This is a genomic window from Fuscovulum blasticum DSM 2131 (assembly GCF_003034965.1).
Lineage (GTDB): Bacteria > Pseudomonadota > Alphaproteobacteria > Rhodobacterales > Rhodobacteraceae > Pseudogemmobacter > Pseudogemmobacter blasticus.
Genome location: NZ_PZKE01000001.1, coordinates 49,159 through 74,883 on the forward strand (window position 1 = coordinate 49,159; position 25,725 = coordinate 74,883).

Consider the following 25,725-nt stretch of genomic DNA (forward strand, 5'->3'; position numbering starts at 1 on the left):
AGCGCCTTGATAGGAGATCAAACCTGAATATCCGTCATTTGATAGATTTCAGCTATCAAACTCGACAGGCGCGCGCGCTTGCAAATCCGCTGCCATGTCTTCGCGCAGGCTGGCCAGAGCATCGTTCCCGCCCTGGCGGTGCAGCCTTGCCAGGGCCAGATGCGCCTTGGGGTCATCGGGGGCCAGCGCCAGCGCCCCCCGCCGCCAGGCCAGGGCCCGATCAGGCTTGCCGGCCTGTTCCGCCGCCGCACCCGCCAGCGCCCACAAGGCCGCGGCCCCCGGCGCCCGCAACAGCGCGGCCTCGGCTTCGGCCAGGGCCGCCGCATCGTTGCCATGGGCCCGGTGCAGGCGGACAAGTTCGGCCACCGGGCCAGAGGTGGCAGGGTTCAGCGCCATCGCGGCGCGGAAATGCGGCGCGGGGTCGTCGTGCTCCGCCTCGGCCGTCAGCAGGCCGGTAAGATACGCCTTGCGCCAGTCCTGCGGATCGGCCGTCACCGCCGCCAGCGCCTCGGTCAGCGCGGCGGCGGGACTGAACGGGCGCAACGCCTCGGCCCGGGCGGCGGCAAGATCGGCCTCATAAAGCCGCTCCAGCGCGTCAATGGCACCGGCGGCCCCCGCCTGCGTGGCCAGCCACTGCATCGCCTGCACCGCAGCCAGACGGCGCGGCGACAACCCGCACCATCGCGCCGCCGCCGATTGCGCATGACCGCAGGCCGTTGCGATCCGCGCCGAAAACTCCGCCTCGGCCTTGTCGGACCCGACCCAGCCGCGAAACGGCGGGTGGTCTGCACGGCGCATCCCGCGCGCGCGTTCATCCGCCAGCAGGTCGCCCAGCATCGCCGGATCGCGGTGCGCGGTCAGCACCTCGGGCGCCCAGACCGGCAGGCCAATGTGATCGGCCCGGTGGTTCAGCACGCCATCTTCGTTCACGCGCAATCCGGGCGGGAAGGCGCCCGCCTCTTCCAGCAGCCAACGGGCGAAGGATCGGCCAAAGTGCATCCGCTGCACATCGGGCGTTTCCGGGTGACGGCCCCAGTAGTGCAGGTAATGCGCCGCGATCCCGGCCAGACTGTCCGTCTCGGCCGGCAGAACCGGGGTTGAAACTGACAGCGCCCCGGCCAGATGCCTCCGCATCCGCCCCGAGACCCACCCCGGCGCGGCCGTGCAATCGCCCGCCAGAAAGGCAACGTATTCCGCACGCGAGGCATCGACGCCGATGTTGCGCGCGGCCCCCACATAAAGCGGCGCCTCCACCTGGATCAGCCGCACGGCAGCGGCCAGCGGCCCAAGAACCGCCGCCGCATCTCCGTCGCCCGAGTTGACGACCACGATTTCCGCCGCCTCGTCCTGATCCAGCAGCGACCGCACGGCCGCCGCCAGGCCGGGCTGGGCCTGATAGCCCAGAACGATCACGCTCATCCGCGCGCCCCGCGCCAGACCGGCCCCTTCGGACAGGCGGGCACGGTCCGAAACCCACCGTCGCCACAGGGCATCTGGCGCGGCGAAATCTACGGTGGCGCGGCGGCAGGCCGTGGCCAGCCAATCCAGCACGGGCGATCCGGCCAGACCGCCGGCCAACACGGCAAGGCTTGCCTCTGCCAGATCCGCGCGCCCGCAACGGGCGGCGGCCAAGGCGTGCAGCAGATGGGCGTGCAGGTCGGCCTTGCCGCCCCGCACCAGCGGCAAGGTCAGCTCCAACGCAGCTTGTGGATCGCCGGCGACCAGCGCGCGGCGGGCGCAGGCATGGGCCAGATCGGCATCTTCGGGCGCCGCCCGGCACAGATCCTGCAACGCATGAAAGGCCGCCGCATGGCCCCCGCGTTCGATCGAGCGTTTGGCGAAATGCAAGCGCACCGCAGGCGGGTCTGGCATGACCTGCCCGATCCGGCCGGGATCGGGCGCCCAAAGCCCGCAATCCTCGACAAAGGGCGGGGAATAGCCGCGCCCCTCGGGAATGGGCTCCAGCCGCATACCGCGTTCGTCATCCAGATAGTCATATCCCGGCCGCTGATACTGCCGGTCCGGGTCAGCGGCGGCATAAAGCGCGCGGCGCAACCGGCGCCGCACCGGCGAAGCCATCCGCATGTGATAGACGTTCAGGCCCGACGCGGCGGTACGGAACCTTTCGGCATCGGTCACCCAGGCCGCGTGCAGGGGCACCGTCAGATCCTCGCCCACGGCCGAGACGGGGAAAAACCGCATCACCGCCTTGGCGCCCCAGATGCCATCTGTCCGGTAATGGGTGGCATCGAACATCTCGCGCATGGCCACGGTCCACAGCGTGCCCTCGCCTTCGGCCGCCATCTCGGGCAGGCGGCGGGCAAGGCGATCCTCGAACCGTTCGTCCGGGTCGCAGGCCAGAAGCCACGCCGCCCCCAGCTTCTGCGCCTCAAGGATCAGCCGGTTCCGGCGCATCGGTTCGTCAGACAGGGCGGCAGCGGCACCGCGATCATCCCAGGCAACATAGCCATGCACGGCCGGGCGGATGTTCTCGATCAGGCCGGGCACCAGATGCGCATCATAGCGATAGGAAAACACCGCAATGCGACGGGCTTCGCCACGGCGGGGGAAACGAAAGATCTCGGTCTGAAACATCTGGGGCCAATACGCAGGGCGCCGGAGAAATTCCGGCCGGTTGCAGCCTATCACCCCGCCGCTTTCCGGCAAGCCGGGAAGCCGCAGGTTGACCGCAGGGGGGCGGGCCGCTAAGCCAGCCGGCATCTGCCGCAACCCCGAACCGGGAACCTGCCTTGGCCATTCACCTGCACCAGAACGACCTGCCCGACGGCCTGACCCTTGGCCCCGTCGTTGCCATCGACACCGAGACGATGGGCCTTGACCCGCGCCGCGACCGGCTTTGCGTCGTGCAATTGTCGGACGGCAACGGCGATGCGCATCTGGTGCAGATCGCCCGGGGCCAGACCCGCGCGCCCAATCTGGAACGGCTGCTGACCGATCCGGCCACGCTGAAGCTGTTTCACTTCGGCCGCTTCGACATTGCCGCGCTGAAACGCGCCTTCGGCGTAACCACGGCGCCGGTCTGGTGCACCAAGGTCGCCGCCAAGATGGTGCGCACCTTCACCGACCGGCATGGCCTGAAATACCTGCTGGCCGATCTGGTCGGCGTCGATGTCTCGAAACAGCAGCAGACCTCGGACTGGGGCGCTGCGGTGCTGACCGAGGCGCAGAAGGAATATGCCGCGTCAGACGTGCTGTATCTGCACGCGCTGAAAGCCGCACTTGAGGAAAGGCTGGTCCGCGAAGGCCGGCTGGAGATGGCGCAGGCCTGCTTTGCCTTCCTGCCGACGCGGGCCGAGCTGGATCTTCTGGGCTGGGATGATGACCATGACATCTTCCACCACTGACCATCTGGCCATCGGCCGCCGCGTCATCCGGCGCGAGGCCGAGGCGCTGACCATGCTGGCCGAGACGCTGGGGCCCAGCTTCACCGAAGCGGTATCGCTGATCCTGCGTACGACCGGCCGCGTGGTGGTGTCGGGCATGGGCAAATCGGGGCATATCGCGCGCAAGATCACGGCCACGCTGGCCAGCACCGGCACGCCGGCGCAGTTTGTTCACCCGGCCGAAGCCAGCCACGGCGATCTGGGCATGGTCACGCAGAATGACGTGCTGCTGGTGCTGTCCAACTCGGGCGAGACGCCGGAGCTGGCCGACATCGTTGCCCATTCCCGCCGCTTTTCCATTCCGCTGATCGGCGTTGCCGGGCGCGAAGGCAGCACCCTGCTGCGCGAGGCGGATGTGGCCATCCTGCTGCCCCCGGCCCCCGAGGCCTGCGACAGCGGCATCGTTCCCACCACCTCGACCACCATGACGCTGGCGCTTGGCGACGCCATCGCCATTGCGCTGATGGAACACCGCGCCTTTTCACCCGACCAGTTCCGCATCTTTCACCCCGGCGGCAAGCTGGGGGCCCGGCTGCTGCATGTGCGCGACCTGATGCACGACAACGCACCGCTGGTCGGCGAAACCACCCCGATGAGCGAAGCCTTGCTGACGATCACCCGCGCCGGCTTTGGCGTGGTTGGCGTAACTGATCCGAAGGGCCATCTTCTGGGCATCGTCACCGACGGAGACCTGCGCCGCCACATGGACGGGCTTCTGTCGCTGACCGCCGGGCAGGTGATGACGCGCGCGCCGCGCACCATCGCCCCCGACGCCCTTGCAGTCGAGGCGCTGGCGCTGATGAACGAAAAGAAGATCACCTGCCTTCTGGTCACCACCGACGACACCCGGGTGACCGGCGTTCTACACATCCACGATTGCCTGCGCGCAGGCGTGGCCTGATCGCGCATGACCCGCGGCGACACCCATTCGCGCCTGGTTGGCTGGCTGAAGCTGGCCCTGCCGCTGGCGGCGCTGGTGATCCTGTCGACGCTGTTTCTGATCGCCGACCGGATCGACCCAGAAGCCGCCATTCCCTATGCCAATGTGGATGTCGAGGATCTGGCGCGCGACCCGCGGATGACGACCCCATCCTACGCCGGGCTGACATCGGACGGTTCGGCGCTGACGCTGACGGCCGAAACCGCCCGCCCCGCGGGCGAGGACGATTCCGCGCAGGCCAAGGGCGTGCAGGCCCGGCTGGACATGCCCGGCGGCGGCCATGCCGACATTGCCGCAGCAACCGCTGCGCTGGATACGGTGGCCGGACGGCTGACCATGGCTGGCGGCGTCACCATCACCACCTCGACGGGCTATACCGTCACCACGGATGAAATGATCGCCCGGCTTGACCGGACGGGTGCCGAAAGCAGCACCGCGGTGGCTGCCGAAGGCCCCCCCGGCAGGATTACCGCCGATTCCTTCACCCTTTCGCAGTCACCCGATGCCGGAAATCCCTATCTTCTGGTTTTCAGCGGCCGCGTTAAGCTGCTATATCAACCCGGCGGCTGAAGCTGCATGACAGGCTCATCATGATTGGCGCCCTTCGCACCTTGTTCCTTGCTGCCGTTCTTGGCGCCAACGTCTCTGTGGCCATGGCCCAGGAGGCCAAGGTTGCCTTTGGCGGCCTGTCGCAAGACCCCAGCCTTCCGGTTGAGGTTCAGGCCGACAAGCTGTCGGTGAACAACGGCGACGGCAGCGCGGTCTTTGCCGGGAATGTTGTGGTCGTGCAGGGGGAAATGCACATGAACGCCGCCGAAGTGCGGGTGGAATACACCCCCGGCGGCAACCAGATCTCGCGCCTGCACGCGACCGGCGGCGTCACGATTTCCAACCTGGCCGACGCGGCCGAATCCCGCGAGGCGGTTTACACCATTGATGCCGGCACCATCGTGATGACCGGCGATGTGCTGCTGACCCAGGGGCCGACCGTGCTGTCGGGCAAGAAGCTGACCATCCACCTCAAGGACGGCACCGGGGTGATGGAGGGCCGCGTTTCCACCACCTTCGTGCCGAGCGGCAACTGATGGCCGCCTCGACCGCCCGCCCGGAACTGACCGTCACGGAAGGATCGCAAGGGCTGCAGATCCGCGCCTTGCGCAAATCCTACAAGAAACGCCCGGTGATCCGGGATGTGTCTATGGATCTGCGCCGCGGCGAAGTGGTGGCGCTGCTAGGCCCCAACGGCTCGGGCAAGACGACCTGCTTTTACGCCATTGCGGGGCTGGTCACGCCGGATGGCGGACAGGTGCTGATCGACGGCAAGGATGTGACCGCCCTGCCGATGTATCGCCGCGCCAGGATGGGCATCGGCTATCTGCCGCAGGAAGTTTCGATCTTCCGTGGCCTGTCGGTGGAAAACAACATCCTGGCCGTGCTGGAGATTGCCGAGCCCGACCACCACAAGCGGCGCGAACGGCTGGAAGAACTGCTGTCGGAATTCTCGATCACCCATCTGCGGCAGGCGCCCGCGCTGGCCCTGTCGGGCGGGGAACGGCGCCGGGTGGAAATCGCCCGCTGTCTGGCAGCCGACCCAAAGTATCTGCTGCTGGACGAACCCTTCGCCGGGGTTGACCCCATCGCCGTGGGCGAAATCCGCCATCTGGTGCATGATCTCAAGGGGCGCGGCATCGGGGTGCTGATCACCGACCACAACGTCCGCGAGACGCTTGAGATCGTGGACCGCGCCTATATCCTGCATGACGGCAAGGTTCTGATGTCGGGAACGACGGATGAGGTCGTCCGCGACGAGACGGTGCGCCGGGTCTATCTTGGCGAGAACTTCCGCATCATCTGATCGCGTCATCTGTGCCTGTTGACAGGCCGCCCTACCTGTCACCAAATGGAGGAGATGAGCGCCAAGATCGCCCCCTGCTTCCCCATGGACGCGGCTGATCACCGGCCCCGCCCCCGTGCGGTCAAACCGGCGCCATCACCGTCCGCATCAGAAGACCCGCGCAGCCACATGAAGGCTGGCCTGCGCGACCATGCATGAAAAGGAGAGAGCATGCGTTATCAGATCAGTGGAAAACAGATCGACATTGGCGAGGCTCTTCAGACCCATGTGAAAGCCGAGCTGGGCGAGGTGATCGAGAAGTATGCCCAGCGTCCGACCGAATGTGTGGTCGTCTTTTCAAGATCCGCGCATGAATACGTCTGCGAAACCGTGATCCGCCTGTCCACCGGGCTGACGGCGCAGGCCAAGGGCACGGCGACCGAAATCTATGCCGCGTTCGAAGCCTGCCGCGAACGGATGGACAAGCAGTTGCGCCGCTACAAGCGGCGAATCCGCAACCACCATGTCGATCGCAAGGGCCCGGTTGAATTCGGCGGAGCGTCCCAGTATATCCTCGCCGCATCCGAGGAGACCGAGGACGCAGAGCCGGATACGCTTGCCCCCGTGGTCATCGCCGAGATGGAGACGAAGATCCCTTCGATCACCGTTGGCGAGGCCGTGATGCAACTGGAACTGGCAGGGCAGAAACTTCTGGTCTTCCGCAACGAAGGTCATGGGGGCGTGAACGTCGTGTACCGCCGTGAAGACGGCAACATCGGCTGGATCGACCCGCGCAACAGCAGATAGGCCAACAGGCCCCAACGGCGACAGGACCGAATTCCCGCATGGAACTTTCCAGCCTTCTCGTCCCCAATGCTGTCCGTGTTGTGGGGCAGTTCACGTCAAAGAAGCGGCTCTTTCAGGAGCTGGGTGAAATCGCGGCGCAGGCCTATGGCATGCAGTCCGCGCTTGTTGTGGACGGGCTGCAGGAACGCGAAACCCTGGGACCAACCGGCGTGGGGCATGGCATTGCCCTGCCCCATGCCCGCCTGGAAGACCTGACCCGCATCGCCGGCATCTTCATTCGTCTGGAACGCCCGCTGGATTATGACAGCGTGGACCGCCAGCCGGTCGATCTGGTGTTCGGGCTGCTGGCCCCCAAAGATTCGGGGGTAGACCATCTGAAGGCGCTGGCGCTGGTCAGCCGGACCATGCGCGATCAGGGCGTGGTGTCCAAGCTGCGGGCCAACACCGACCCGGCCAAGCTGCACGCCATCCTGACCGAAGCCCGCGCGCCACAGGCGGCCTGAACCAGCCGCCCCGAAATCCGGCTGGTGCAGCAGGCGGGTGTCCGGTCAATCCGTCTCATTGCCAGTACGGGATGGCGGCGGTAGTCAACCGGCGGCAGAATCCATTCACCCTTCCCTCGTCGCCAAGAAGGATGCCCGACATGTTCCAGTTCCTCGCCTGCTCCTTTGCGCTGTCGCTGGTGCTGTTGCTGGGCGCGGCCGAGCTGGAGCGGCGGGCGATCGTGGCGCGGCGCATGGGCCCGAACGGCAGGGCCATGCTGGCCGCGCTGGCTATTTCTGCCCTGGCCTCGCTGGTGGTGATCGTGGTCGCGGCCTATTCGGCGGGCTGGATCTATCTGCTGCACCTGCTGGGCGCGACCATCGTCTATCACGGAGTTATGGGGGTTTTCCTGGTGCATGGCTTGCAGGAAGTCTCGGCCCGGGCAAATGCCGAACACGGCCCCTTGCGGAGCTGACGCCGCCCTGTGTCACGGGCGGCATCCGCCGATTTCATCGCGGCAGAGGCCGCGCGCCTGACGGCGTGGCTCAGACCGGCATGAACGCCTGACGTTCGGGATCGAACTGTTCCAGATCCCCTTCGCCGGTATCGGTCCAAAGTCCGTGCAGGGTCAGCCGCTCGGCCTGAACCGCCTCGGCCACGAAGGGGAAGGTCATCAGGTTTTCCAGGCTGGTCAGGACGGCCTGCTTTTCCAGCGCGCGCAGGATCGTGTCATCGGACAGATGCGCAACCTTCTCGAAGCCGGGGCGAAGGATGTCCATCCAGCGGCCGACAAAGCTGGTCTTTTCCTCCAGCGCCGGGGCATGGCCCCTGCACATGTCGTGACACCCCTTCACGCCGCCACAGTTCGAGTGCCCGAGCACGACGACATGCGCGACCCCAAGCGAGGTGACGGCATATTCCACTGCGGCCGAGGTGCCGTGATATTCGCCATCGGGGTTATAGGGCGGCACCAGATTGGCGACGTTGCGGTGGATGAAGAACTCGCCCTCGTCGGCCCCGAAGATCGAGGTGACGTGGACACGCGAGTCACAACAGGAAATCACCATCGCGCGCGGGTGCTGGCCGCTTTCGGCCAGGCGGCGATACCAGGCGCGGTTCTGCTGGTAGGTCGTTGCCTTCCAGCCGTGGAAACGCTGGATCAGATAGGCGGGCAGCGGGCGGGCGTGGATCATGGGCGTCCTCCTTGCGGGCCTCAACAGGGGCGGCCTTGAGGTAGGGCGCATTTGCGGAAAATGCGAGGGGCAAAATGCGTGATCAGGCATCTGGTCGCAACGAACGGGTAAGCATGGCCTGCGAAACTGGCGGACGGGTGTGAAATGACGGGCTTTGAGGGGCGGGGGTATCGGGATGGGCAGGGTCACGCAGTTGCGCCCGCGCGAACGGGTGCGCCAGGATGGTGAGACAATCGCGGTGATCTACCGCAACCTTGGTGCCGCGGCGGCAGACCAGATCGTCGCCCGCGCGCTGGCGGAACTGGCGGCGGCCATGGCGGGCGTCGCCGCGCAGGTGAAGGGTCATCAACTGGCCGATCTGGGCCGCCACCTCAGGCGGGTGCAGGGCATGGCTGAAAACCTGGGCATGGTCAGCCTGTGCAATGTGGCCGCCGATGCGCGGGCCTGTCTGGACCGTGGCGATTCGACGGCCTTCGCAGCGGTCTGGGCGCGGCTGTTGCGGGTGGCGGAACGGTCGCTGGCGGCCGACCACGGCTTTGCCGATCTGTCGGTCTAGGGCTTGCAGGCGGCGTGGCCAGCGTTAGGGTCGGGGCGGAAACACCCCAACCGGACCGGACCATGCCCCCCGCCTTTGCCCCTGCCGATTCTGCCACGCTGCCCTTTCACGTTGTTTCGCCTGACGGGCTTGAGGCGTTCCTGTCGGGGCCAGGCGCGGCCCATGCCGGATGGCTGACCGCGACCGGCTTTCAGGCTGCCTTGGGTGAACTGCGGCTTCTGCCGGGCGCCGATGGCAAACTGGCCGGGGCAGTTGCGGGGCTGGGCACGGACAAGGCCCGCGCACGGCAACGCTTTGGCCTTGCCAAGGCCGTGGCCGGCCTGCCGGGCGGCGACTGGCACCTTGAGGGGACCCTGACGCAGGACCAGACGGCAGAGGCGGCGCTGGCCTGGCTGTTGTCGGGCTATCGTTTCGACCGTTATCGCCCCGGCGCGGCGGCGCCCGCGCTACCCCGCCTGAAGGCGCCTGCCGGGCTGGACACCGCCCGGATCGAGGCGATGGCGGCAGGTGAATTCCTGACGCGCGACCTGATCAACACCCCGGCCCAGGACATGGGGCCAGCCGAGCTGGAACAGGCGGTGCTGGATCTGGCCGCCCGCTTCGGCGCAACAACCCAGGCGATCCGGGGCGACGATCTGCTGGCGCAGAACTTCCCGATGATCCATGCCGTCGGCCGCGCCAGCCCGCGCGAACCGCGGCTGCTGGACCTGCGCTGGGGCAGCACCGGGCCACGGCTGACGCTGGTGGGCAAGGGCGTCTGCTTTGATACCGGCGGGCTGAACATCAAGCCCTCGAACGGCATGAGCCTGATGAAAAAGGACATGGGCGGCGCCGCCACCGTGCTGGGTCTGGCGCAGATGATCATGGCGCTGAACCTGCCCCTGCGGCTGCGGGTGCTGATCCCGGCGGTGGAAAATGTCATCTCGGGCAATGCGCAAAAACCCAAGGACATCCTGACCAGCCGCAAGGGCCTGACCGTCGAGGTCAACGATACCGATGCCGAGGGGCGGCTGATCCTGGGCGATGCGCTGGCCTATGCCGCCGAAGAGGAAACCGATGCGCTGATCAGCATGGCCACGCTGACCGGCGCCGCGCGCATTGCCGTGGGCCCGGACCTTGCCCCCTACTGGGCACAGGATGATGCCATGGCCGTCGCGCTGGAAGCGGGCGCGAAGGCGGGGTTCGATCCGGTCTGGCGGCTGCCGTTCCATGACGCCTATGAAAGCGTCATCGAACCGGGCATCGCCGATCTGGACAACGCGCCGGGCTTCGGCTTTGCGGGCAGCATCACCGCCGCGCTGTTCCTGCGCCGCTTTGCCGACCATCCGCGCTACATGCATTTCGACATCTACGGCCACAGCCCGACCGAGGCACCGGCCCGCCCGAAAGGGGGCGTCGGACAGGGGGCGCGGGCCATCCTGAACGCGCTGCCGCAGATGCTGGGAATCTGACCCATGGATCGCCGCCTGACCCCGTTTTCTGGCCGCAAGGCCCTGACCGTGCTGCAAGGCCAGGTCGAGGCCAGCTTTACCGAAGGCGAACCGGCCCGGATTGCGCCTGCGCTGGCCCCGCTGCTGGCCAACCCCGGCGGCATCGTCGACCGCACGCTGATCCATGGCGATGCGGTGACGGTGATCGACCGGCGTGACGGACATGCCTTCGTGCAGGCCGCGAAAGATGACTATTGCGGCTGGTTGCCCGAAGCGGCGCTTGGGCCGGACGGCCCCGTCACCCACCGGGTCAGCAGCCCGGCCACCCATCTTTACCCCGCGCAGAACCTGAAGGCGCCGCCCGTCATGCCGCTTTACCTGAACGCCCGCGTTCAGGTGCTGTCGGTCAGCGGCAAATGGGCCGAAACCCCCGCCGGCTTCATCGACTCCAGCCATCTGGCACCCGAGGGCAGTTTCGCCGCCGATCCGGTGGCGGTGGCCGAAACCCTGCTGCACGCGCCCTATCTCTGGGCCGGCAATTCGGTGTCCGGGGTCGATTGTTCGGGGCTGGTGCAACTGTCGCTCCACGCCGCCGGCCGCCCCTGCCCCGGCGACAGCGACATGCAACGCAGCCTTGGCACCGAAGTTCCCGAAGATGAACCGTTCCGGCGCGGCGACCTGATCTTCTGGAAAGGGCATGTCGCGCTGCTGGCGGCGCCCGACACGATCCTTCATGCCACCGCCCATACGATGCGCGTAATCCAAGAGGATCTGCAGACGGCCATCACCCGGATCAAGGCACGCGAAGGGCTGCCCGTCATCGCCCGGCGTCGGCCCTGAGGCTTCAGTCCACCGGACGGATCAGCTTGCGCTCCAGCACCTTGAGAACAGCCTCAAGCTCGTGCCCGCGGCGCAGGATATGGCCGCCTTCGCTGACCACGGCATAGATGCCCTGCTTGGCCCGCAGCTTTGGCCGCTTTTCAATCCGGTAAAGCGGGGTTTCGGCGGTGCGGCGGAATACGGCGAACACCGCCGCCTCGGCCCCGTGGGAAATGCCGTAATCCCGCCATTCGCCGGCGGCCACCATCCGGCCGTAAAGGCGAAGGATCAGCGAAAGCTCCCGCCGGTCAAAGGCCACCTGCTCGGGCAGATGGCCACCCGACGGAAAGGGAACGGGCGCTTCCATGTTCATGGGATCAGCCTGCCCGACCTTCCCCTTCAAATCAAGCGCGCGGCGTCACCTTGCCGTTACACGAACCCCGGCGCGACGCGGAGTTCGCCCGTGACCAGCCCGCGCCAGTTCTTCTGGATCGGGTTCAGCCGTTTTTGCGCGTCGGGATGGGCGGCGTCCAGCACGCCCAGCTTGACCAGCAGCGCGGCGATGGCCGCCTCGGACGCGCGGGAATTGCCGTCCAGCACCTTCAGCGCGATGCCAAGGCCCTGTTCCGGCAGGATCGCCACGAACACGGCCTCGGCCCCGGTCTTGATGGCCACCTTGCCGCCCATGGCCCGCATCAGTTCGGTGCAGGCGCGGCCTTCGCCGGCCACCAGCTCGGGATAGCGCGCCATGGCATGGGCCAGCCGGTGCATCGCGCTTTCGCGCACACCATGGCCTTCGCGCGCCGTGGCAAAGGCCGCCATCGACCGGGCCAGCCCTTCAAGGCTCATCGCGAAGTTCGGGGCGGAACAGCCGTCGATCCCCCAGCCCGAGATGGTTTCGCCGGTCACCTCCTCGGTCGCGGCGCGGATCGCCTTTTGCAGCGGGTGGTCAATCTCCACATATTCCGGCCCGGCCTTCAGATGGCGGGTCGCCGTCAGGAAGCCGGAATGTTTGCCGGAACAGTTGTTGTGCAACTGACAAGGGGCGTCTCCGGCGCGGATCAGGCGGTCACGTTCCTCGCGGTCGGCGGGTTCATGCGCGCCGCAGCGCAGATCGGCCTCGGTCATGCCAAGATCGGCCAGCCAGCGCCCGGCCATTTCCACATGCAGATGCGCGCCCTGGTGGCTGGCGCAGGACAGCGCCAGATGCGCATCGGTCAGACCCACCGCAGCGGCGGCCCCGCTTTCCACCAAAGGCAGCGCCTGGATCATCTTGCAGGATGACCGCGGAAACACCACCGCCGCCGGATTGCCCCAGGCCTGGACAATGCCACGGGCATCGCAAATCACGGCATGGCCCAGATGCGTGCTTTCCAGAAGCCCGCCACGCCACACCTCGGCCATGGGAACCGCGCCCTGATCCACCCTTGTCATGCCGCCTCTCCGTCACAGATGTGCGATTTTCTGCCCATGGGGCTTTCGCCCAATGGCCTTTTTCAGTAAAGCTGGAGTATCGGGTTCAGGACGCCTCTGCCAGCACGAACAAGGCCAAAGGCCGGGCAGCGCAGGGGCAAAGAGGCAAAAGACAGCTTGGAGGCTGCGTCAGACATGACTTCCGCCCTTCGCCGCGTGCTCTGCGCAGCCGCGTTCACCTTGGCCGCCACTGGCGTGGTTGCCGCTCAGGAATCAACAAATCGGGTGGCGACGCTGACCGATTGGAACGTTTTTGTCGAGGAAAGCCCCAAGGAATGCTGGGGCGTGTCCAAGCCGAAGGAAACGGTCAACAGCCGCGATGGCAAGCCGGTCTCGGTGCGCCGCGGCGACATCCTGCTGTTCGTGACCTTCCGCCCCGGCAAACCCGGCGAGATCAGCTTTACCGGCGGCTACCCCTTCGCCAGCGGCTCGACCGTGAAGGTCACCATCGACGGTGGCAACAGCTTTGACCTGTTCAGCGATGGTGAATGGGCCTGGCCGGGCAGCGCGGCGGATGATGCGGCGCTGCTCAAGGCGCTCAAGGCGGGCGGTAGCGCGGTGGTCAGCGCCCGGTCGGGCAAGGGCACCCAGACCAAGGACACCTTCAGCCTGCGCGGCTTTACCGCCGCCATGGCCGATGCCGAGAAGCGCTGCAAGTAAGCCGCAGCCTGCGACCGGCCTGTAGATTTGCGCCCCGGCTTCCGGGGCGCTTTCGTTTTTCGGGGGAATCATCTATATCCCCGCCATCCGCCAGATCGCCTGTGACAAGGCCCGAACCGAAAGATCTGCCCATGACCGCCCCGATCACGCAAGACGTGCTGACCCTGCCGCGCAAGCTGCCCGACACCGGGCGGACCAACATCGTCGGCCTGACGCGCCCGCAACTGCGCGAGGCGCTGATCGCCGCTGGCACGCCGGAAAAGCAGGCGAAGATGCGCGTGGGCCAGATCTGGCAATGGGTCTATTACTGGGGTGTCCGCGATTTCACCGCGATGACCAACCTGGCCAAGGACTATCGCGCCCTTCTGGCCGAGCGGTTCGAGATCGCGCTGCCGCAGATCGTGACGCGCCAGATCAGCGCCGACGGCACCCGCAAATACCTGCTGCGCATCGCCGGCGGGCATGAGGTGGAAACCGTCTATATCCCCGAGGAAGGCCGCGGCACCCTGTGCATCAGCAGCCAGGTCGGCTGCACGCTGACCTGTTCCTTCTGCCACACCGGCACGCAGAAACTGGTGCGCAACCTGACCGCGGGCGAAATCGTCGGCCAGGTCATGGTGGCGCGCGATGATCTGGGCGAATGGCCGGAACCGGGCGAAGGCAGCACGGGTGAACGCCTGATCTCGAACATCGTGCTGATGGGCATGGGTGAGCCGCTGTACAATTTCGACGCGGTGCGTGATGCCATGGGCGTGGTCCGCGATGACGAGGGGATTGCCCTTGGCCGCCGCCGCATCACCCTGTCGACCAGCGGCGTGGTGCCGGAAATTGCCCGTTGCGCCGAGGAAATCGGCTGCCAGCTTGCGATCAGCTTCCATGCCACCACTGACGAGGTGCGCGACCAACTGGTGCCAATCAACAAGCGCTGGAACATCAAGACCCTGCTGGACACCCTGCGCGACTATCCGCGCCTGTCGAACAGCGAACGGATCACCTTTGAATATGTCATGCTGAAAGGCGTGAACGACAGCGACGCCGACGCGCGCCGTCTGGTCAAGCTGATTGCCGGCATCCCGGCCAAGATCAACCTGATCCCGTTCAACGAATGGCCCGGCAGCCCCTACCAACGGTCGGACTGGGGGCGGATTGAGGCCTTCGCCGACATCATCTACAAGGCGGGCTATGCCAGCCCCATCCGCACGCCGCGCGGCGAAGACATCATGGCCGCCTGCGGCCAGTTGAAATCAGCCACCGAACGGGCGCGGAAACCGGCGCGCGAAGTGGCGGCCGAGGCGGGGCTTCCGGCCTGACGCCACCGCGCTTGGCAAGCGGTGCATCGGGTATTTGGGCCAAGATGAAGTTCATGCTTTGTTTTCTTTTCTGGCGTGGGACCGCCGGGGCTGCTAGCCTGCGCGCATGACTCTGCCGCTGATCCCGAACACCACCGCCCGCCGCCTGTTCCTGGACCGCCATGCCCTGGCCGAAGCCCCCGTGGGCGCGGCAAAGGGGGCGGCGCTGGCCGGGCTGATCGACCGTATCGGCTTCGTGCAGGTGGACAGCATCAACACCGTCGAACGGGCGCATCACATGATCCTGTGGTCACGCCGGCAAAGCTATCAGCCGGCCGCGCTGAAGCGGCTGGTCGAGCGCGACCGCGCGCTGTGGGAACACTGGACCCATGATGCCAGCGTGCTGCCGATTTCGGTCTATGGGCATTGGAAGCACCGCTTCAACCGCGACCGGCAGCGGCTGGTTGACCGCTGGACCGGCTGGCAGCGCGACGGGTTCCACCACAAGTTCGACGAGGTGCTGAAGCGGGTGGCTGACGGTGGCCCGGTCAGCAGCGGCGACGTGGGCGAAGGGGAAGAGCGCGGCAAGGGCGGCTGGTGGGACTGGCACCCGTCAAAGGCGGCGCTGGAATACCTGTGGCGAGTGGGCGATCTGGCCGTTTGCCACCGCGACGGGTTCAAGAAGGTGTATGACCTGACCGAACGCGTCATCCCCGAAGCGGCGCGACGGGCCGACCCCGCGCCCGGGGAAACACTGGACTGGGCCTGTTCCAGCGCGCTGGACCGGCTGGGTTTTGCCACCAGCGGCGAATTGGCGGCCTATTGGGCGCTGGTTGGCCCCGACGAGGCCAAGGCCTGGACACGCGAGGCCCTGGCCCGCGGCACGGTGATCGAGGCCGAGGTCGAAGGCTGGACCGGCACCCGCCGCAAGGTGGTGACACGGCCCGAAACGCTGAACATCGTGCCGCCGGCCCCACCCACCCGGCTGCGGGTTCTGTCGCCCTTCGACCCGGCGCTGCGCGACCGCAAGCGGGCCGAGTTCCTGTTCGGCTTCTTCTACCGGATCGAGGTGTTCGTGCCCGAACCGGAACGGCAATACGGCTATTACGTCTTTCCGCTGCTGGAGGGCGACCGGCTGGTCGGCCGGCTGGATGCCAAGGCGTTCCGCGACACGGCCACGCTGAAGGTGCGTGGCTTCTGGCCCGAACCTGGCGTCCGGCTGGGCACCGGCCGCCGCGCGCGGCTTGAGGCAGAGCTGGACCGACTGGCGCGCTTTGCCGGCTGTGATCGGGTCGAATATCTGCCGGGCTGGGAAAGGGCGGCGGCCTAATCGCCCGCGCCGGGCCATTGTGGCAGCCCGTCGGTCAGCGCGTAGTAATCGCCCTTGTCAGCCACGAAGATATGGCCGGCCAACCGCCCGCCGGTCGGCGCCTCGATACAGCCCGCCTCAACCGAGAAGCTGCCATCGGCCGCGCGGAAAAACAGCGATGTGCCGCAACCGGGGCAAAAGCCGCGCCGCCCGCCACCCGGGGTGACATATTCAGCCAGATGCCGGGCCTGCCAATGCAGATCAGGTTCGCTGGCGTCAAAACTGGCCGCGTAATGCCCCGAGGTCTTGCGGCACTGGCGGCAGTGGCAGGCGGTGACTTCGCCCATCGGGCCGGGCAGGGAAAAGCGGTTTGCGCCGCACAGGCAGGCGCCCTGCAGGACAGCAGGGGTGGTGGTCAGACGGGGCGGCGGGCCACCGGCGGGGGTGTAATAGTCGCCCGCGCCGGCATGAAAGATGCTGTCCGCGGTGGCCAGCCCGGTTTCCCCGTCCAGCGCGCCGGCGGCAAAGGACAGGCGATCCTCGCCTTCCGGCTGCCAGAACAGGAACGATCCGCAATGCCGGCAGAAGCCGCGTTGCGCGGCGGGGCTGGCGCGATACCAGACCAGACCGTCATCACGCGTCAGGCGAAAGCGATCGTGCGGAACCGAGGTTGCGGCCCAGAAATGCCCCGATTGCTTGCGGCATTGCCGGCAATGGCAATCAACCACATCGCGCAAGGGCGGGTCCACCTCAAAGGCGACGGCGCCGCAAAGGCAGGCCCCCTGCATCACGCCGCATCCCGGAACACCGTGGCCAGCAGCGGCACCAGCCAGTCTTCATCGGCCTTGGTAAAGGCGGCGGGGGTGTTGCTGTCCAGATCCAGCACCCCCAGAAGCCGCCCCGCGCCGTTCCAGACCGGCAGCACCAGTTCGGACCGGGTGGTCGAGGAACAGGCGATGTGATCGGGGAAGGCGTCGACATCCGGCACGTTCTGCACCTGTCCGCTGCGGGCACAGGCGCCGCAGACCCCGCGCGAGAACGGGATGACCAGACAGCCATGCCCACCCTGATAGGGCCCGATCTTCATCAGTTCGGGCGCAACGACCCGGTAGAACCCCGTCCAGTCGCTGAACGGATGGCGGGCGTGAATCTCGCAGGCCAGCGTGGCCATCAGCGCCACCGCATCGGTTTCCCCGTGGGTGAGCGCGAGAATTTCCTTCGTGGCAGTTTCGTAATCCATTCAATACCCCAAAGCGCAGCCGTCCTTGCGCGCATCAGACCCGCCGGTCAGCAGCCCGTCCTCTCCGATCAGGATTGCCTGTGCGCCGCCCAAGGGCGTGCCCGGAATCGTCACCGCATGGCCCATCCGCGCCAGCGCGGCACGGGTTTCGGCGGAATAGCCGCGCTCCACCTCAAAGCCTTTCGGTCCGGCAAAGCTGCGCGGCGCGTCGATGGCGGCCTGAAGCTCCATCCCGTAATCGACAAGGTTCGACACCAGCCGCGCATGGCCGGCCGGCTGATACTGCCCGCCCATCACGCCAAACGGCATGACGACACGGCCCCCGCGCCGCAGCATGGCCGGAATGATGGTGTGCATCGGCCGCTTGCCGCCGCCGGCCTCATTCGGGTGGCCGGGTGTCAGGCTGAACCCCGCGCCGCGGTTCTGGAAATTGATGCCGAACCGGGCCGAGGCAAGGCCCGAGCCGAAGCCCCAGAAGATGGAATAGATCAGCGACACCGCCATGCGGTCACGGTCAACCACGGTCAGATAGACGGTATCCTTGTGGATCGCCTCGGTCACCGGGGCAGGGTCGGGCATGGCGCGGTCAGGGTCGATCAGCGCGGCCAGGCGTGCGGCGGTTTCCGGCGCAAGCATATGGTCCAGCCGCGGCGCCGGATCGGCGATGAAGCGGTTGCGCGCGTCATAGGCCAGTTTGGCCGCCTCGGCCTCAAGATGGGCGCGCAGGTGGCCCATCGGGGGCAGCGATTTCAGGTCGAACCGCGACAGGATGTTCAGAAGCAGGATTGCCGTAGCGCCCTGCCCGTTCGGCGGGTGCTCCAACAATTCGACATCGCCATAGCTGCCGCCGATGGGGGCGCCCCAGGTGGCCTGGGTGGCGGCAAGTTCATCAGCGGTATGGCTGCCGCCAAGGGCGCGCAGCGAGGTGATCATGTCCTCGGCCACCTCGCCGGTATAGAAACCGTCGCGGCCCTGGCGGGCGATGCGGCGCAGCACTTCGGCCTGTCCGGGGGCGCGGAACACCTGGCCGGGCTGCAGCGCGGCGCCGTTCAGCGTGTAGAAGCGGATCGCGTCGCCTTGCAGCACCGGGGCATCCTCGGCCCAGTCATAGGCGGTGCGGGCCGCCACGGGGATGCCCTCATCCGCATAGCGGATGGCGGGGGCCAGCACCTGATCCAGCGGCAGGCGACCATGCGCCTGATGCAGTTGGCAAAACGCATCCACCGCGCCGGGCAGGGTGACGGCCTCAATACCATGGATGGGCATCTTCGCATGGCCGGCCCGCCGCAGCGTCTCGGCCGACAGGCCGGCCGGCGCGCGCCCCGAACCGTTCAGCGCCTGCACCTCTTCAGTTCCGGCGGGCTTGACCAGAACAAAGCAATCGCCCCCCAGCCCGCACATCTGCGGCTCGGCCACGTTCAGCACCATGGCGGCGGCAATGGCCGCATCCGCCGCGCTGCCGCCGGCTTTCAGGGTTTCAAGGGCGGTCAGGCTGGCCAGCGGGTGCGACGTGGCGGCCATGGCATTGGTCGCCAAAACGGCCGAACGGCCGGGAAGATGAAAATCGCGCATGAAGGCTCCTGTTTGGAAGGAGCCTATGCGGGCGGCTGCAGTCTGCCAAGCTGAAGTCTGGGGAAGGCTGCGAACCCCGGCGCCGAAGTTGGGTGGGGGCTGTTACTCCGACGCCGGGGTGAAGCTAACAAGCAGCTACGGGTCGCGTGTGCCAAACGGCGCGGGCGCTTTTTGGCGCGGATTCCGGCGGGATTGTGGCATTTCCCTTGCGCTGTTGACGATCCCGGCTCAGCCGGCAGACTGTTCCGTGCGAAGGTGAAAGCACAGCCGGTTCAGTGAACCGCAGCGGTCATAACGCAGGTCAGAAGCAAGCGCGCGAATCAGGTGCCAGCCGAAACCGCCTTCGGCAAGTTCGCCCGGCGCCGGCAGGCGGTCTGGCGGCAGGCGATGGCCCGGCATCGGCCGTCCCTCATCTTCAACCCGCAGACACAGCCGGCCGGGTTCGCGCGCCACCCAAAGCCGGATCGGGCCGGGCCGGCCGGCATAGGCGTGTTCGGCGATGTTGTTCAGCACCTCGGCCAGCACGATTTCGGCATTGCTGCGGTCAACCATCGCCAGCCGGTCAAACGGCGGGCCTCGCAGCGCGCGACGCAACCCCTCGCGCACCGATTTCGCGCCGCTGGTCAGTTCAATCGCCGTCTCGGCCATCGTGAACTGCGCCCATCCGTCAGCCGGCCTGCCGAAGGCCAGCCTCAAGTCCGCGATGAATGGTGAAGATCGTATCCATCCGGGTCAGCCGGAACACCTTTTCCACTGTGGGCGTCAGCCCCGCCAGTTCCAGCGGACGATCCGGCGCCAGCAGTTTCATGACCGCGACCACAGCCCCCAGCCCCGACGAATCGAGGAAATGCACCCTGGCAAGATCCAGGATCACCCGCGCCGACGGCACCGCCGTCAGGTCGCGCATCCGTTCCTTGAACTGGATGGCGGCGGCGGCATCAATCCTGTCGTCCAGTGCGCGAATAACCAGGGTCGTGCCCTGCATGGTGGATTCAAGCTGCATGTCCTTGCCCCTTGTTGCAACGGGGCAAGGCTAGGACCGAAGCGTTAGCAAGCCGTAAGCGCGGGCCTGCTTCAGTTCAGGTTGAAGGTCAGCGGATAGCGGCCATCCTCGAAATCGCCGAACAGGTCAGGCACATCGGGATGGTCGATCGGTTCGCCGGTCTCGTCGGGCACAAGGTTCTGTTCCGACACATAGGCGACGTAATAGCTTTGCTCGTTCTCGGCCAGCAGGTGATAGAAGGGCTGGTCCTTGGACGGGCGGCTGTCTTCGGGGATGTTCTCATACCATTCATCGGTGTTCGAGAACATCGCGTCCACATCGAAAACGACACCACGAAACGGATGCTTCCGATGACGGAGCACCTGCCCGATGTGATATTTTGCATGTGTGGTCTGCATCCCGATGGGGCCCTCCATGCCCGATAAATAGGCTTGGGCGGCCGTAATGTCCACCGGATCACCTGTTCAGCACCCGGTTGTGCCGGAAACAGTCTGTGACCGCGCAAGCATCGTTCGCCCCATGAAACGGCGCCTTGCTCGCGCATATCTGATCGCAAACGCAAGGTATGAAAGGTTTTCTCCGGCGCGTCTTTGCGTTAGACTTGGACAAAAGAAAGAACAAAACCGCACGAGGGGCAAATGAGCAGGTTTCTCCGTGCGGCGCTTCTGCTGCTGTTGCTGGCCTCTTGTGGAGGCGGTAGAGAGTATGCGGCGCCGCGCCAGTTGGATGACGCATGTGCGATCATCCGCGAACGTCCGCAGTATCTTCGGGCCATGAAGGCCACCGAACGCCGCTGGGGCGTGCCGGTTGCCGTGCAGATGGCGGTGATCCATCAGGAATCGAAGTTCATCGGCAACGCCCGCACGCCGCACCGCTTTGCCCTTGGGGTGATTCCGATGGGGCGGCAAAGCACGGCCTATGGCTACAGCCAGGCACTGAACGGCACCTGGGAAGAATACCAGAAGACCGCGGGCGGCCGCGGCGCCAAGCGCGACCGGATCGACGACGCGACCGATTTCATGGGTTGGTATTTCTCCGAGACCACCCGCAAGCTGGGCATCCCGCTGGACAACGCCGAAGCCCAGTATCTGGCCTATCACGAAGGCCGCAGCGGCTATGCCAGCCAAAGCCATCTGGGCAAGCCGTGGCTTGTTCAGGTTGCCGCCAAGGTTGGATCACGCGCGACCATGTACAGCCAGCAACTGGCGGGCTGCAGCCGCTGAGCCTGACGCCGCGGCCTAGCCGCGGCGTTCAACCTCGCGCGGGATCGAGAACAGGGCGCTGCCAAGATCGCCGCCCTTCTTCATCGTGCCCAGGATCACCGTGGTCTCTTTGCCAAGATCGTCGGTGATCACCCATTGGCGCAGTTCCACCGGATCGGCGGTGAACACCAGTTCGATGGTGCCGTATTCGGGGTGCTCGGGGTCTTGTGCCTTGACCCGGGTCGAGGTGCCGTCGGCCCGGTGGCCGACCACCATCTTGGCCCGCGCCAGATCAATGTTGCTGTCCAGAATCAGGTTCAGCGGCGTCCGCTTCAGCGGGTATTGTTCGGGCGCCTGGTTCGATTTGCCGTCGAAGATGGCCACGCTGCCGGAACTGGCCAGCACCAGCGACTTGTCCGGCGGCGCATATTCAAACCGCACCCGGCCCGGGCGCTTGATATAGATCTTGCCGGTCGAAACCGACCCGTCCGCGTTCACTTGTGTGAAGTCAGCCTCAACCGTGGTCAGGCTGTTCAGGTATTTTGACAACGTGCCCAAGGGCAGCTTGTCGGCCAAGGCGGGCTGGCCAAGGGCCAGCAGGGCAAGCGGGGCGAGGATCGCGGTACGGCGGTTCATACCTCCTATATAAGGTATCGGCGGGGCCGGCGGAATATCCCTGCCCCGGACACTCGCGGGAATGTGCCGCAGCCGTGAAGGGCCGCCATGCCGCAGCGACAAAACACCGGCGCCGGGAATAGGGTGGGCAAGAATCTTCATTTCAGCAGCCATCCCGAAAGATCAACCACATGACCGATGACGAACGCGCTCTTCGCAGCCGCATGATCGACACCTGCCGCAAGATGAACGCAACCGGGTTGAATCAGGGCACGTCCGGCAACCTTTCGGTCCGCCATGGCGCGGGGCTGCTGATCACGCCATCGTCGATGCCCTATGACAACATGAAACCCGAAGACATTGTGGAAATGGCCTGGGACGGCACCTATCTTGGCCGCCGGCCCAGTTCGGAATGGCGCTTTCACCGCGACATCCTGAAGGCGCGGCCCGATGTCGATGTGGTGCTGCATTGCCATTCGGTACATGCGACCGCCGTCGCCTGCCATCGCCGCAATATTCCGGCCTTTCATTACATGGTGGCGGTCATGGGGGGGAACACCCTGCGCTGTGCCCGCTATGCCACCTTTGGCTCTCAGGCCCTGTCGGATGCCGCGATTGCGGCCCTGCATGACCGGAAGGCCTGCCTTCTGGGCCAGCATGGCCAGATCGCACTTGGCAAGACGCTGGACGCCGCGCTGTCGATGGCCGTCGAGGTGGAGGCGTTGGCGCAGATGTACATCGCCGCCTGCGCCTTGGGCGAACCGCCTGTCCTGTCGGACGAGGAAATGGAACGGGTGATCGCGCAGATGCAGCGGATGAGCTATGGCCTTGCGCCCGAAGGTGACAGCACCAAGCCGGCGTGATCAGACCCGGTGATAGGGTGACCCGGCCAGAATCGTTGCCGCGCGATACAGTTGTTCGGCCAGCATCACTCGCACCAGCATATGCGGCCAGACCATCCGCCCGAAGCTGATCGCCAGATCCGCCCGCGACCGCAGGGCAGGGTCGATGCCATCCGCACCCCCAATGACAAAGGCCGCGTCCTGCCGCCCGGCATCACGCCAGCCCGCCAGGACTTCGGCAAACTCGGGCGAGGTCATCTGCCGGCCGCGTTCATCCAGCACGCAAATAGCGGCCCCGGCCGGCACGGCGCGGGCCAGCAACTGGCCCTCGGCCACCATGCCGCCGCCGCGCTTGTCCTCAACCTCATGCTCTTCGGGCGGCCCCAGCCCCAGGGGGCGGCCGGTCTTGCCCAGACGGTCAAGGTAATCATCCACCAGCGCGCGCTCGGGGCCGGCGCGCAGCCGCCCCACCGCACACAGGTGCAGCCGCATCAAAGCGTGCGCGCCCCGACCACCTGCCCGGCGGGCAGCCACATCTTTTCAAGCTGGTAGAAGTCACGCACTTCGGGGCGGAAGACATGGACGATCACGTCGCCGGTGTCGATCAACACCCAATCGCCGGTCTCTTTCCCTTCCATCTTCGCGCTGACCCCGAACGTCTGCTTGAGCCGGTCAGCCAGCTTTTCGCTGATCGCAGCCACTTGCCGCGACGACCGGCCCGAGCAGATCACCATGTAATCAGCCACGTCCGACCGGCCGCGCAGATCAATCTGTACAATGTCCTCGGCCTTGTCGTTATCGACCGAGGCAAGGACAGCCTCAAGCATCTGTTCGGGGGTAAAGGTTTCGGGCAACCGCTTGCGGTCGGCCCGCGGTCCGACCGGCAACCCGGTCGAGGGATCAGAGTGAGACAGGTGTTCGTCCTCCGGAAATGCGCGCATACCCCGCGCCGGGCCTTGGCTCCAAAGTAGCACCGCCTCCCTGCAATCTCAACTGCAAGCCGCTTGTTTGGCAAAGGCTGGCCGGATGGCCCGCCCGCAGGCACCGATGCCCGGGGAAAGCGGCGCCTTAGCGGGGCACGCCGTAGCATGCCATGAACATCCTGACCGCCCCCCGCAGGGAGGCTTCGACGCTTTCGGCGGTAATGCTGTCTTCCATGCCGAACAGCAGACGGTCGCTGATATGGGCCTTGCTCAGATAGGTGAACTGTTCGGCGGCCAGATCGGCGTTGTCGATGGAAAGGCGCCCGGCATCGGCCAGACGGCGCAGGTGATGCGCCAGCCGGTCCTGGGCCAGCCCCGGCCCGTTCTGCCAGAAGTCGCGGGCCAGATCGGGGAAACGCCCGCCCTCGGACGCGACCAGGCGAAAGGAGGCGCGGCCAAGGTCCGAAAGGAAAAAGCCGACGATGCGCCGCCCGGCGAACAACAGCAGATCTTCGACCGGGGCAGACATGTCGATTTCGGCTTCGGCCGCCTCGGTCTGGCGCCGACATTCGGTCGCGCAGATTTCGCGAAACAGGACGTTCTTGTCGGGGAAGTAGGAATAGAGCGTGGCCTTGGACACGCCCGCCTCGCGCGCGATGTCATCGACCGAGGCGCCGTCGTATCCGTCCCGGACAAAGACGCGCCGGGCGCCTTCAAGCACCTGGTCAAACTTGCGCCCCTTGCGGATTTCCGTCTCGGCCATGTGATCCCCTTTCGGGGACCATAGACCGCCTGTCAGGGCCGCGACAAGGCAGCCGGTCACTTCTGGGCGGGGCAGGCGGTCGCGTCCTGTGCCGTGGTCACGCAGGATTTTGTCGAAGCGGTGATGCTGTCATCAGGCCAGGTCAGACGCGGCATGATCGTGTCCATGCCCTGCGCCGCAACCGGGGCGGCGGCCATCATCAGCAGGGCAAGAAAGGCGGCGAAGCGGGTCATCGGGAAACTCCATCGGGTGTTGATGAACCTATATGAACTAAACGGTTTAGTTTTGTCAATTCGATTATGAACCGATCAGTTCAGTTTGTTTCGCTTGCCGAAAGATCGGCGGCGGCATATTTAGAATCATTCCAGATTGGAGCTGTGTCATGCTGTCTGCCCTGTCCTCTCGCCGCCGGTTCTCGGACCTGACCGAGCAAGAGGTGCTAGCGCTGGCGATTTCCTCGGAAGAGGACGACGCCCGCATCTACCGCGGCTATGCCGAACACCTGCGCGCCGCCTATCCGGCCTCGGCCGCCGTGTTTGACGATATGGCGGCGGAAGAAGACGGCCACCGACAGCAGCTGATTGATCTGCACCAGTCGCGCTTCGGCGCCGTGATCCCGCTGATCCGGCGGGAACATGTTGCCGGCTTCTATGCCCGCAAGCCGGTCTGGCTGGCGACCAACCTGTCGCTGGAAACGATCCGGGGCGAAGCCCGGGCGATGGAACGGCAGGCATCCGAATTCTATACCCGCGCGGCGCAGCGCACCGCCGATGCCGGCACCCGCAAGCTCTTGGGCGATCTGGCCGCCGCCGAGGCGGGGCATGAGACGATTGCCGGCACATTGGAGGCGCAGCATCTGGGGGGCGATGAGAAGAACACCGAAGATGCCGATGCCCGGCGGCAGTTCATCCTGACCTGGGTGCAGCCAGGGCTGGCCGGGCTGATGGACGGATCGGTTTCAACGCTGGCGCCGATCTTCGCCACGGCCTTCGCCACGCAGAACACCTGGACAACCTTCCTGGTCGGCGCGGCGGCCAGCGTCGGTGCCGGCATCTCGATGGGGTTCACCGAAGCGGCGCATGACGACGGCGTGCTGTCGGGGCGCGGCAGTCCGCTGAAACGCGGCCTTGCTTCGGGGGTGATGACGGCGATCGGGGGCCTGGGCCATGCCCTGCCCTATCTCATTCCCGAATTCTGGACGGCGACGACCATCGCCATGATCGTGGTCTTCGTCGAACTTTGGGCGATTGCCTGGATTCAGAACCGCTTCATGGAGACACCCTTCCTGCGGGCCGCGCTGCAGGTGGTTCTGGGCGGCGCACTGGTCTTTGCCGCCGGTGTGCTGATCGGCGGCGGGTGAACCGGGGG

Annotated in this window: 32 protein-coding genes; 17 read left to right on the plus strand and 15 right to left on the minus strand. The window is 66.3% G+C overall.

Annotation, left to right across the window (positions count from 1 at the left end; genetic code table 11):
* Window positions 1-48: 48 nt before the first annotated feature.
* Entirely contained in the window at window positions 49-2,595 is a 2,547-nt protein-coding gene (locus C5F44_RS00255; RefSeq protein WP_181318130.1) for a glycosyltransferase, read from the minus strand.
* A gap of 155 nt (window positions 2,596-2,750) precedes the next feature.
* Here C5F44_RS00255 and C5F44_RS00260 point away from each other — a divergent pair, with 155 nt between their 5' ends.
* From C5F44_RS00260 to C5F44_RS00295, 8 genes are all read left to right on the plus strand, one after another.
* On the plus strand, window positions 2,751-3,365 hold the full coding sequence (locus C5F44_RS00260; RefSeq protein ID WP_107671501.1) for a ribonuclease D: 615 nt from the start codon (window positions 2,751-2,753) through the stop codon (window positions 3,363-3,365).
* Window positions 3,346-4,305 carry a KpsF/GutQ family sugar-phosphate isomerase gene (locus tag C5F44_RS00265; RefSeq protein WP_107671813.1) on the plus strand — a complete coding sequence of 320 codons (960 nt, stop codon included), beginning with the start codon at window positions 3,346-3,348 and terminating at the stop codon, window positions 4,303-4,305. Before C5F44_RS00260 ends, C5F44_RS00265 begins: the two co-directional genes overlap by 20 nt.
* Before the next feature lie 6 nt (window positions 4,306-4,311).
* The gene (locus C5F44_RS00270) at window positions 4,312-4,914 is read left to right on the plus strand and encodes an LPS export ABC transporter periplasmic protein LptC (RefSeq protein ID WP_107671502.1); all 603 of its coding nucleotides are present in this window, start codon (window positions 4,312-4,314) and stop codon (window positions 4,912-4,914) included.
* A gap of 20 nt (window positions 4,915-4,934) precedes the next feature.
* The gene (locus C5F44_RS00275; protein ID WP_107671503.1) at window positions 4,935-5,429 is read left to right on the plus strand and encodes an LptA/OstA family protein; all 495 of its coding nucleotides are present in this window, start codon (window positions 4,935-4,937) and stop codon (window positions 5,427-5,429) included.
* A complete protein-coding gene (gene lptB / locus C5F44_RS00280) occupies window positions 5,429-6,199 on the plus strand; it encodes an LPS export ABC transporter ATP-binding protein (protein ID WP_107671504.1) in 771 nt (256 codons plus the stop codon). The genes C5F44_RS00275 and lptB overlap by 1 nt, the downstream gene beginning before the upstream one ends.
* Before the next feature lie 210 nt (window positions 6,200-6,409).
* Window positions 6,410-6,985 carry a ribosome hibernation-promoting factor, HPF/YfiA family gene (gene hpf / locus C5F44_RS00285; RefSeq protein WP_107671505.1) on the plus strand — a complete coding sequence of 192 codons (576 nt, stop codon included), beginning with the start codon at window positions 6,410-6,412 and terminating at the stop codon, window positions 6,983-6,985.
* Between the two features lie 38 nt (window positions 6,986-7,023).
* Window positions 7,024-7,488, plus strand: a complete 465-nt coding sequence (locus tag C5F44_RS00290) for a PTS sugar transporter subunit IIA (RefSeq protein ID WP_107671506.1) — start codon at window positions 7,024-7,026, stop codon at window positions 7,486-7,488.
* A 140-nt stretch (window positions 7,489-7,628) separates the two neighbouring features.
* A complete protein-coding gene (locus C5F44_RS00295) occupies window positions 7,629-7,943 on the plus strand; it encodes a hypothetical protein (protein WP_107671814.1) in 315 nt (104 codons plus the stop codon).
* A gap of 70 nt (window positions 7,944-8,013) precedes the next feature.
* Here C5F44_RS00295 and C5F44_RS00300 read toward each other — a convergent pair whose 3' ends face one another.
* Window positions 8,014-8,661: a carbonic anhydrase gene (locus C5F44_RS00300; protein ID WP_107671507.1), complete on the minus strand. Its 648-nt coding sequence runs from the start codon at window positions 8,659-8,661 to the stop codon at window positions 8,014-8,016.
* A 175-nt stretch (window positions 8,662-8,836) separates the two neighbouring features.
* Here C5F44_RS00300 and C5F44_RS00305 point away from each other — a divergent pair, with 175 nt between their 5' ends.
* From C5F44_RS00305 to C5F44_RS00315, 3 genes are all read left to right on the plus strand, one after another.
* Complete coding sequence (locus tag C5F44_RS00305; protein ID WP_107671508.1) at window positions 8,837-9,217, plus strand: hypothetical protein; 381 nt, start codon at window positions 8,837-8,839, stop codon at window positions 9,215-9,217.
* 62 nt (window positions 9,218-9,279) lie between these two features.
* Entirely contained in the window at window positions 9,280-10,668 is a 1,389-nt protein-coding gene (locus tag C5F44_RS00310) for a leucyl aminopeptidase family protein (protein ID WP_107671509.1), read from the plus strand.
* Window positions 10,669-10,671: 3 nt separating this feature from the next.
* Entirely contained in the window at window positions 10,672-11,487 is an 816-nt protein-coding gene (locus tag C5F44_RS00315; RefSeq protein WP_107671510.1) for a C40 family peptidase, read from the plus strand.
* A 4-nt stretch (window positions 11,488-11,491) separates the two neighbouring features.
* On the opposite strand, the gene C5F44_RS00320 is transcribed toward C5F44_RS00315, so the two are convergent.
* The gene (locus C5F44_RS00320; protein WP_107671511.1) at window positions 11,492-11,839 is read right to left on the minus strand and encodes a DUF2794 domain-containing protein; all 348 of its coding nucleotides are present in this window, start codon (window positions 11,837-11,839) and stop codon (window positions 11,492-11,494) included.
* Between the two features lie 56 nt (window positions 11,840-11,895).
* Complete coding sequence (locus tag C5F44_RS00325) at window positions 11,896-12,900, minus strand: asparaginase (RefSeq protein ID WP_107671512.1); 1,005 nt, start codon at window positions 12,898-12,900, stop codon at window positions 11,896-11,898.
* Between the two features lie 174 nt (window positions 12,901-13,074).
* Between C5F44_RS00325 and C5F44_RS00330 the strand changes: the two genes are divergently transcribed.
* From C5F44_RS00330 to C5F44_RS00340, 3 genes are all read left to right on the plus strand, one after another.
* Window positions 13,075-13,599 (plus strand): invasion associated locus B family protein, encoded by a 525-nt coding sequence (locus tag C5F44_RS00330; RefSeq protein WP_107671513.1) that lies wholly within the window; start codon window positions 13,075-13,077, stop codon window positions 13,597-13,599.
* Between the two features lie 125 nt (window positions 13,600-13,724).
* Window positions 13,725-14,909, plus strand: a complete 1,185-nt coding sequence (rlmN, locus tag C5F44_RS00335) for a dual-specificity RNA methyltransferase RlmN (protein ID WP_107671815.1) — start codon at window positions 13,725-13,727, stop codon at window positions 14,907-14,909.
* A 106-nt stretch (window positions 14,910-15,015) separates the two neighbouring features.
* Complete coding sequence (locus C5F44_RS00340) at window positions 15,016-16,218, plus strand: winged helix-turn-helix domain-containing protein (RefSeq protein WP_107671514.1); 1,203 nt, start codon at window positions 15,016-15,018, stop codon at window positions 16,216-16,218.
* On the opposite strand, the gene C5F44_RS18280 is transcribed toward C5F44_RS00340, so the two are convergent.
* From C5F44_RS18280 to hspQ, 6 genes are all read right to left on the minus strand, one after another.
* Window positions 16,215-16,985 carry a GFA family protein gene (locus tag C5F44_RS18280; RefSeq protein WP_328588424.1) on the minus strand — a complete coding sequence of 257 codons (771 nt, stop codon included), beginning with the start codon at window positions 16,983-16,985 and terminating at the stop codon, window positions 16,215-16,217. The two genes, C5F44_RS00340 and C5F44_RS18280, sit on opposite strands and share 4 nt — an antisense overlap.
* On the minus strand, window positions 16,985-17,437 hold the full coding sequence (locus tag C5F44_RS00355; protein WP_107671515.1) for a GAF domain-containing protein: 453 nt from the start codon (window positions 17,435-17,437) through the stop codon (window positions 16,985-16,987). The genes C5F44_RS18280 and C5F44_RS00355 overlap by 1 nt, the downstream gene beginning before the upstream one ends.
* Window positions 17,438-19,009: a gamma-glutamyltransferase family protein gene (locus C5F44_RS00360; RefSeq protein ID WP_107671516.1), complete on the minus strand. Its 1,572-nt coding sequence runs from the start codon at window positions 19,007-19,009 to the stop codon at window positions 17,438-17,440.
* Window positions 19,010-19,237: 228 nt separating this feature from the next.
* Window positions 19,238-19,657, minus strand: a complete 420-nt coding sequence (locus tag C5F44_RS00365; protein WP_107671517.1) for an ATP-binding protein — start codon at window positions 19,655-19,657, stop codon at window positions 19,238-19,240.
* Window positions 19,658-19,676: 19 nt separating this feature from the next.
* Window positions 19,677-20,012, minus strand: coding sequence for an STAS domain-containing protein (locus C5F44_RS00370; RefSeq protein WP_107671518.1), 336 nt, complete (start codon window positions 20,010-20,012; stop codon window positions 19,677-19,679).
* 71 nt (window positions 20,013-20,083) lie between these two features.
* A complete protein-coding gene (gene hspQ, locus C5F44_RS00375; protein ID WP_107671817.1) occupies window positions 20,084-20,410 on the minus strand; it encodes a heat shock protein HspQ in 327 nt (108 codons plus the stop codon).
* A gap of 240 nt (window positions 20,411-20,650) precedes the next feature.
* On the opposite strand from hspQ, the gene C5F44_RS00380 reads away from it, so the two are divergent.
* Window positions 20,651-21,235, plus strand: a complete 585-nt coding sequence (locus C5F44_RS00380; RefSeq protein ID WP_107671519.1) for a transglycosylase SLT domain-containing protein — start codon at window positions 20,651-20,653, stop codon at window positions 21,233-21,235.
* Window positions 21,236-21,250: 15 nt separating this feature from the next.
* Here the strand turns inward: C5F44_RS00380 and C5F44_RS00385 are convergent, their stop codons facing one another.
* On the minus strand, window positions 21,251-21,850 hold the full coding sequence (locus tag C5F44_RS00385; protein WP_107671520.1) for a LolA family protein: 600 nt from the start codon (window positions 21,848-21,850) through the stop codon (window positions 21,251-21,253).
* Between the two features lie 170 nt (window positions 21,851-22,020).
* On the opposite strand from C5F44_RS00385, the gene C5F44_RS00390 reads away from it, so the two are divergent.
* The gene (locus C5F44_RS00390) at window positions 22,021-22,692 is read left to right on the plus strand and encodes a class II aldolase/adducin family protein (RefSeq protein WP_107671521.1); all 672 of its coding nucleotides are present in this window, start codon (window positions 22,021-22,023) and stop codon (window positions 22,690-22,692) included.
* On the opposite strand, the gene rlmH is transcribed toward C5F44_RS00390, so the two are convergent.
* From rlmH to C5F44_RS17885, 4 genes are all read right to left on the minus strand, one after another.
* Window positions 22,693-23,163 carry a 23S rRNA (pseudouridine(1915)-N(3))-methyltransferase RlmH gene (rlmH, locus tag C5F44_RS00395; RefSeq protein ID WP_107671522.1) on the minus strand — a complete coding sequence of 157 codons (471 nt, stop codon included), beginning with the start codon at window positions 23,161-23,163 and terminating at the stop codon, window positions 22,693-22,695.
* Window positions 23,163-23,498, minus strand: a complete 336-nt coding sequence (gene rsfS, locus C5F44_RS00400; RefSeq protein ID WP_107671818.1) for a ribosome silencing factor — start codon at window positions 23,496-23,498, stop codon at window positions 23,163-23,165. The genes rlmH and rsfS overlap by 1 nt, the downstream gene beginning before the upstream one ends.
* Before the next feature lie 241 nt (window positions 23,499-23,739).
* The gene (locus C5F44_RS00405) at window positions 23,740-24,357 is read right to left on the minus strand and encodes a TetR/AcrR family transcriptional regulator (RefSeq protein ID WP_107671523.1); all 618 of its coding nucleotides are present in this window, start codon (window positions 24,355-24,357) and stop codon (window positions 23,740-23,742) included.
* A gap of 56 nt (window positions 24,358-24,413) precedes the next feature.
* Window positions 24,414-24,590, minus strand: a complete 177-nt coding sequence (locus C5F44_RS17885) for a hypothetical protein (RefSeq protein WP_181318132.1) — start codon at window positions 24,588-24,590, stop codon at window positions 24,414-24,416.
* Window positions 24,591-24,739: 149 nt separating this feature from the next.
* On the opposite strand from C5F44_RS17885, the gene mbfA reads away from it, so the two are divergent.
* Window positions 24,740-25,717 (plus strand): iron exporter MbfA, encoded by a 978-nt coding sequence (gene mbfA, locus C5F44_RS00410; RefSeq protein ID WP_107671524.1) that lies wholly within the window; start codon window positions 24,740-24,742, stop codon window positions 25,715-25,717.
* The last annotated feature ends 8 nt before the right edge of the window (window positions 25,718-25,725 follow it).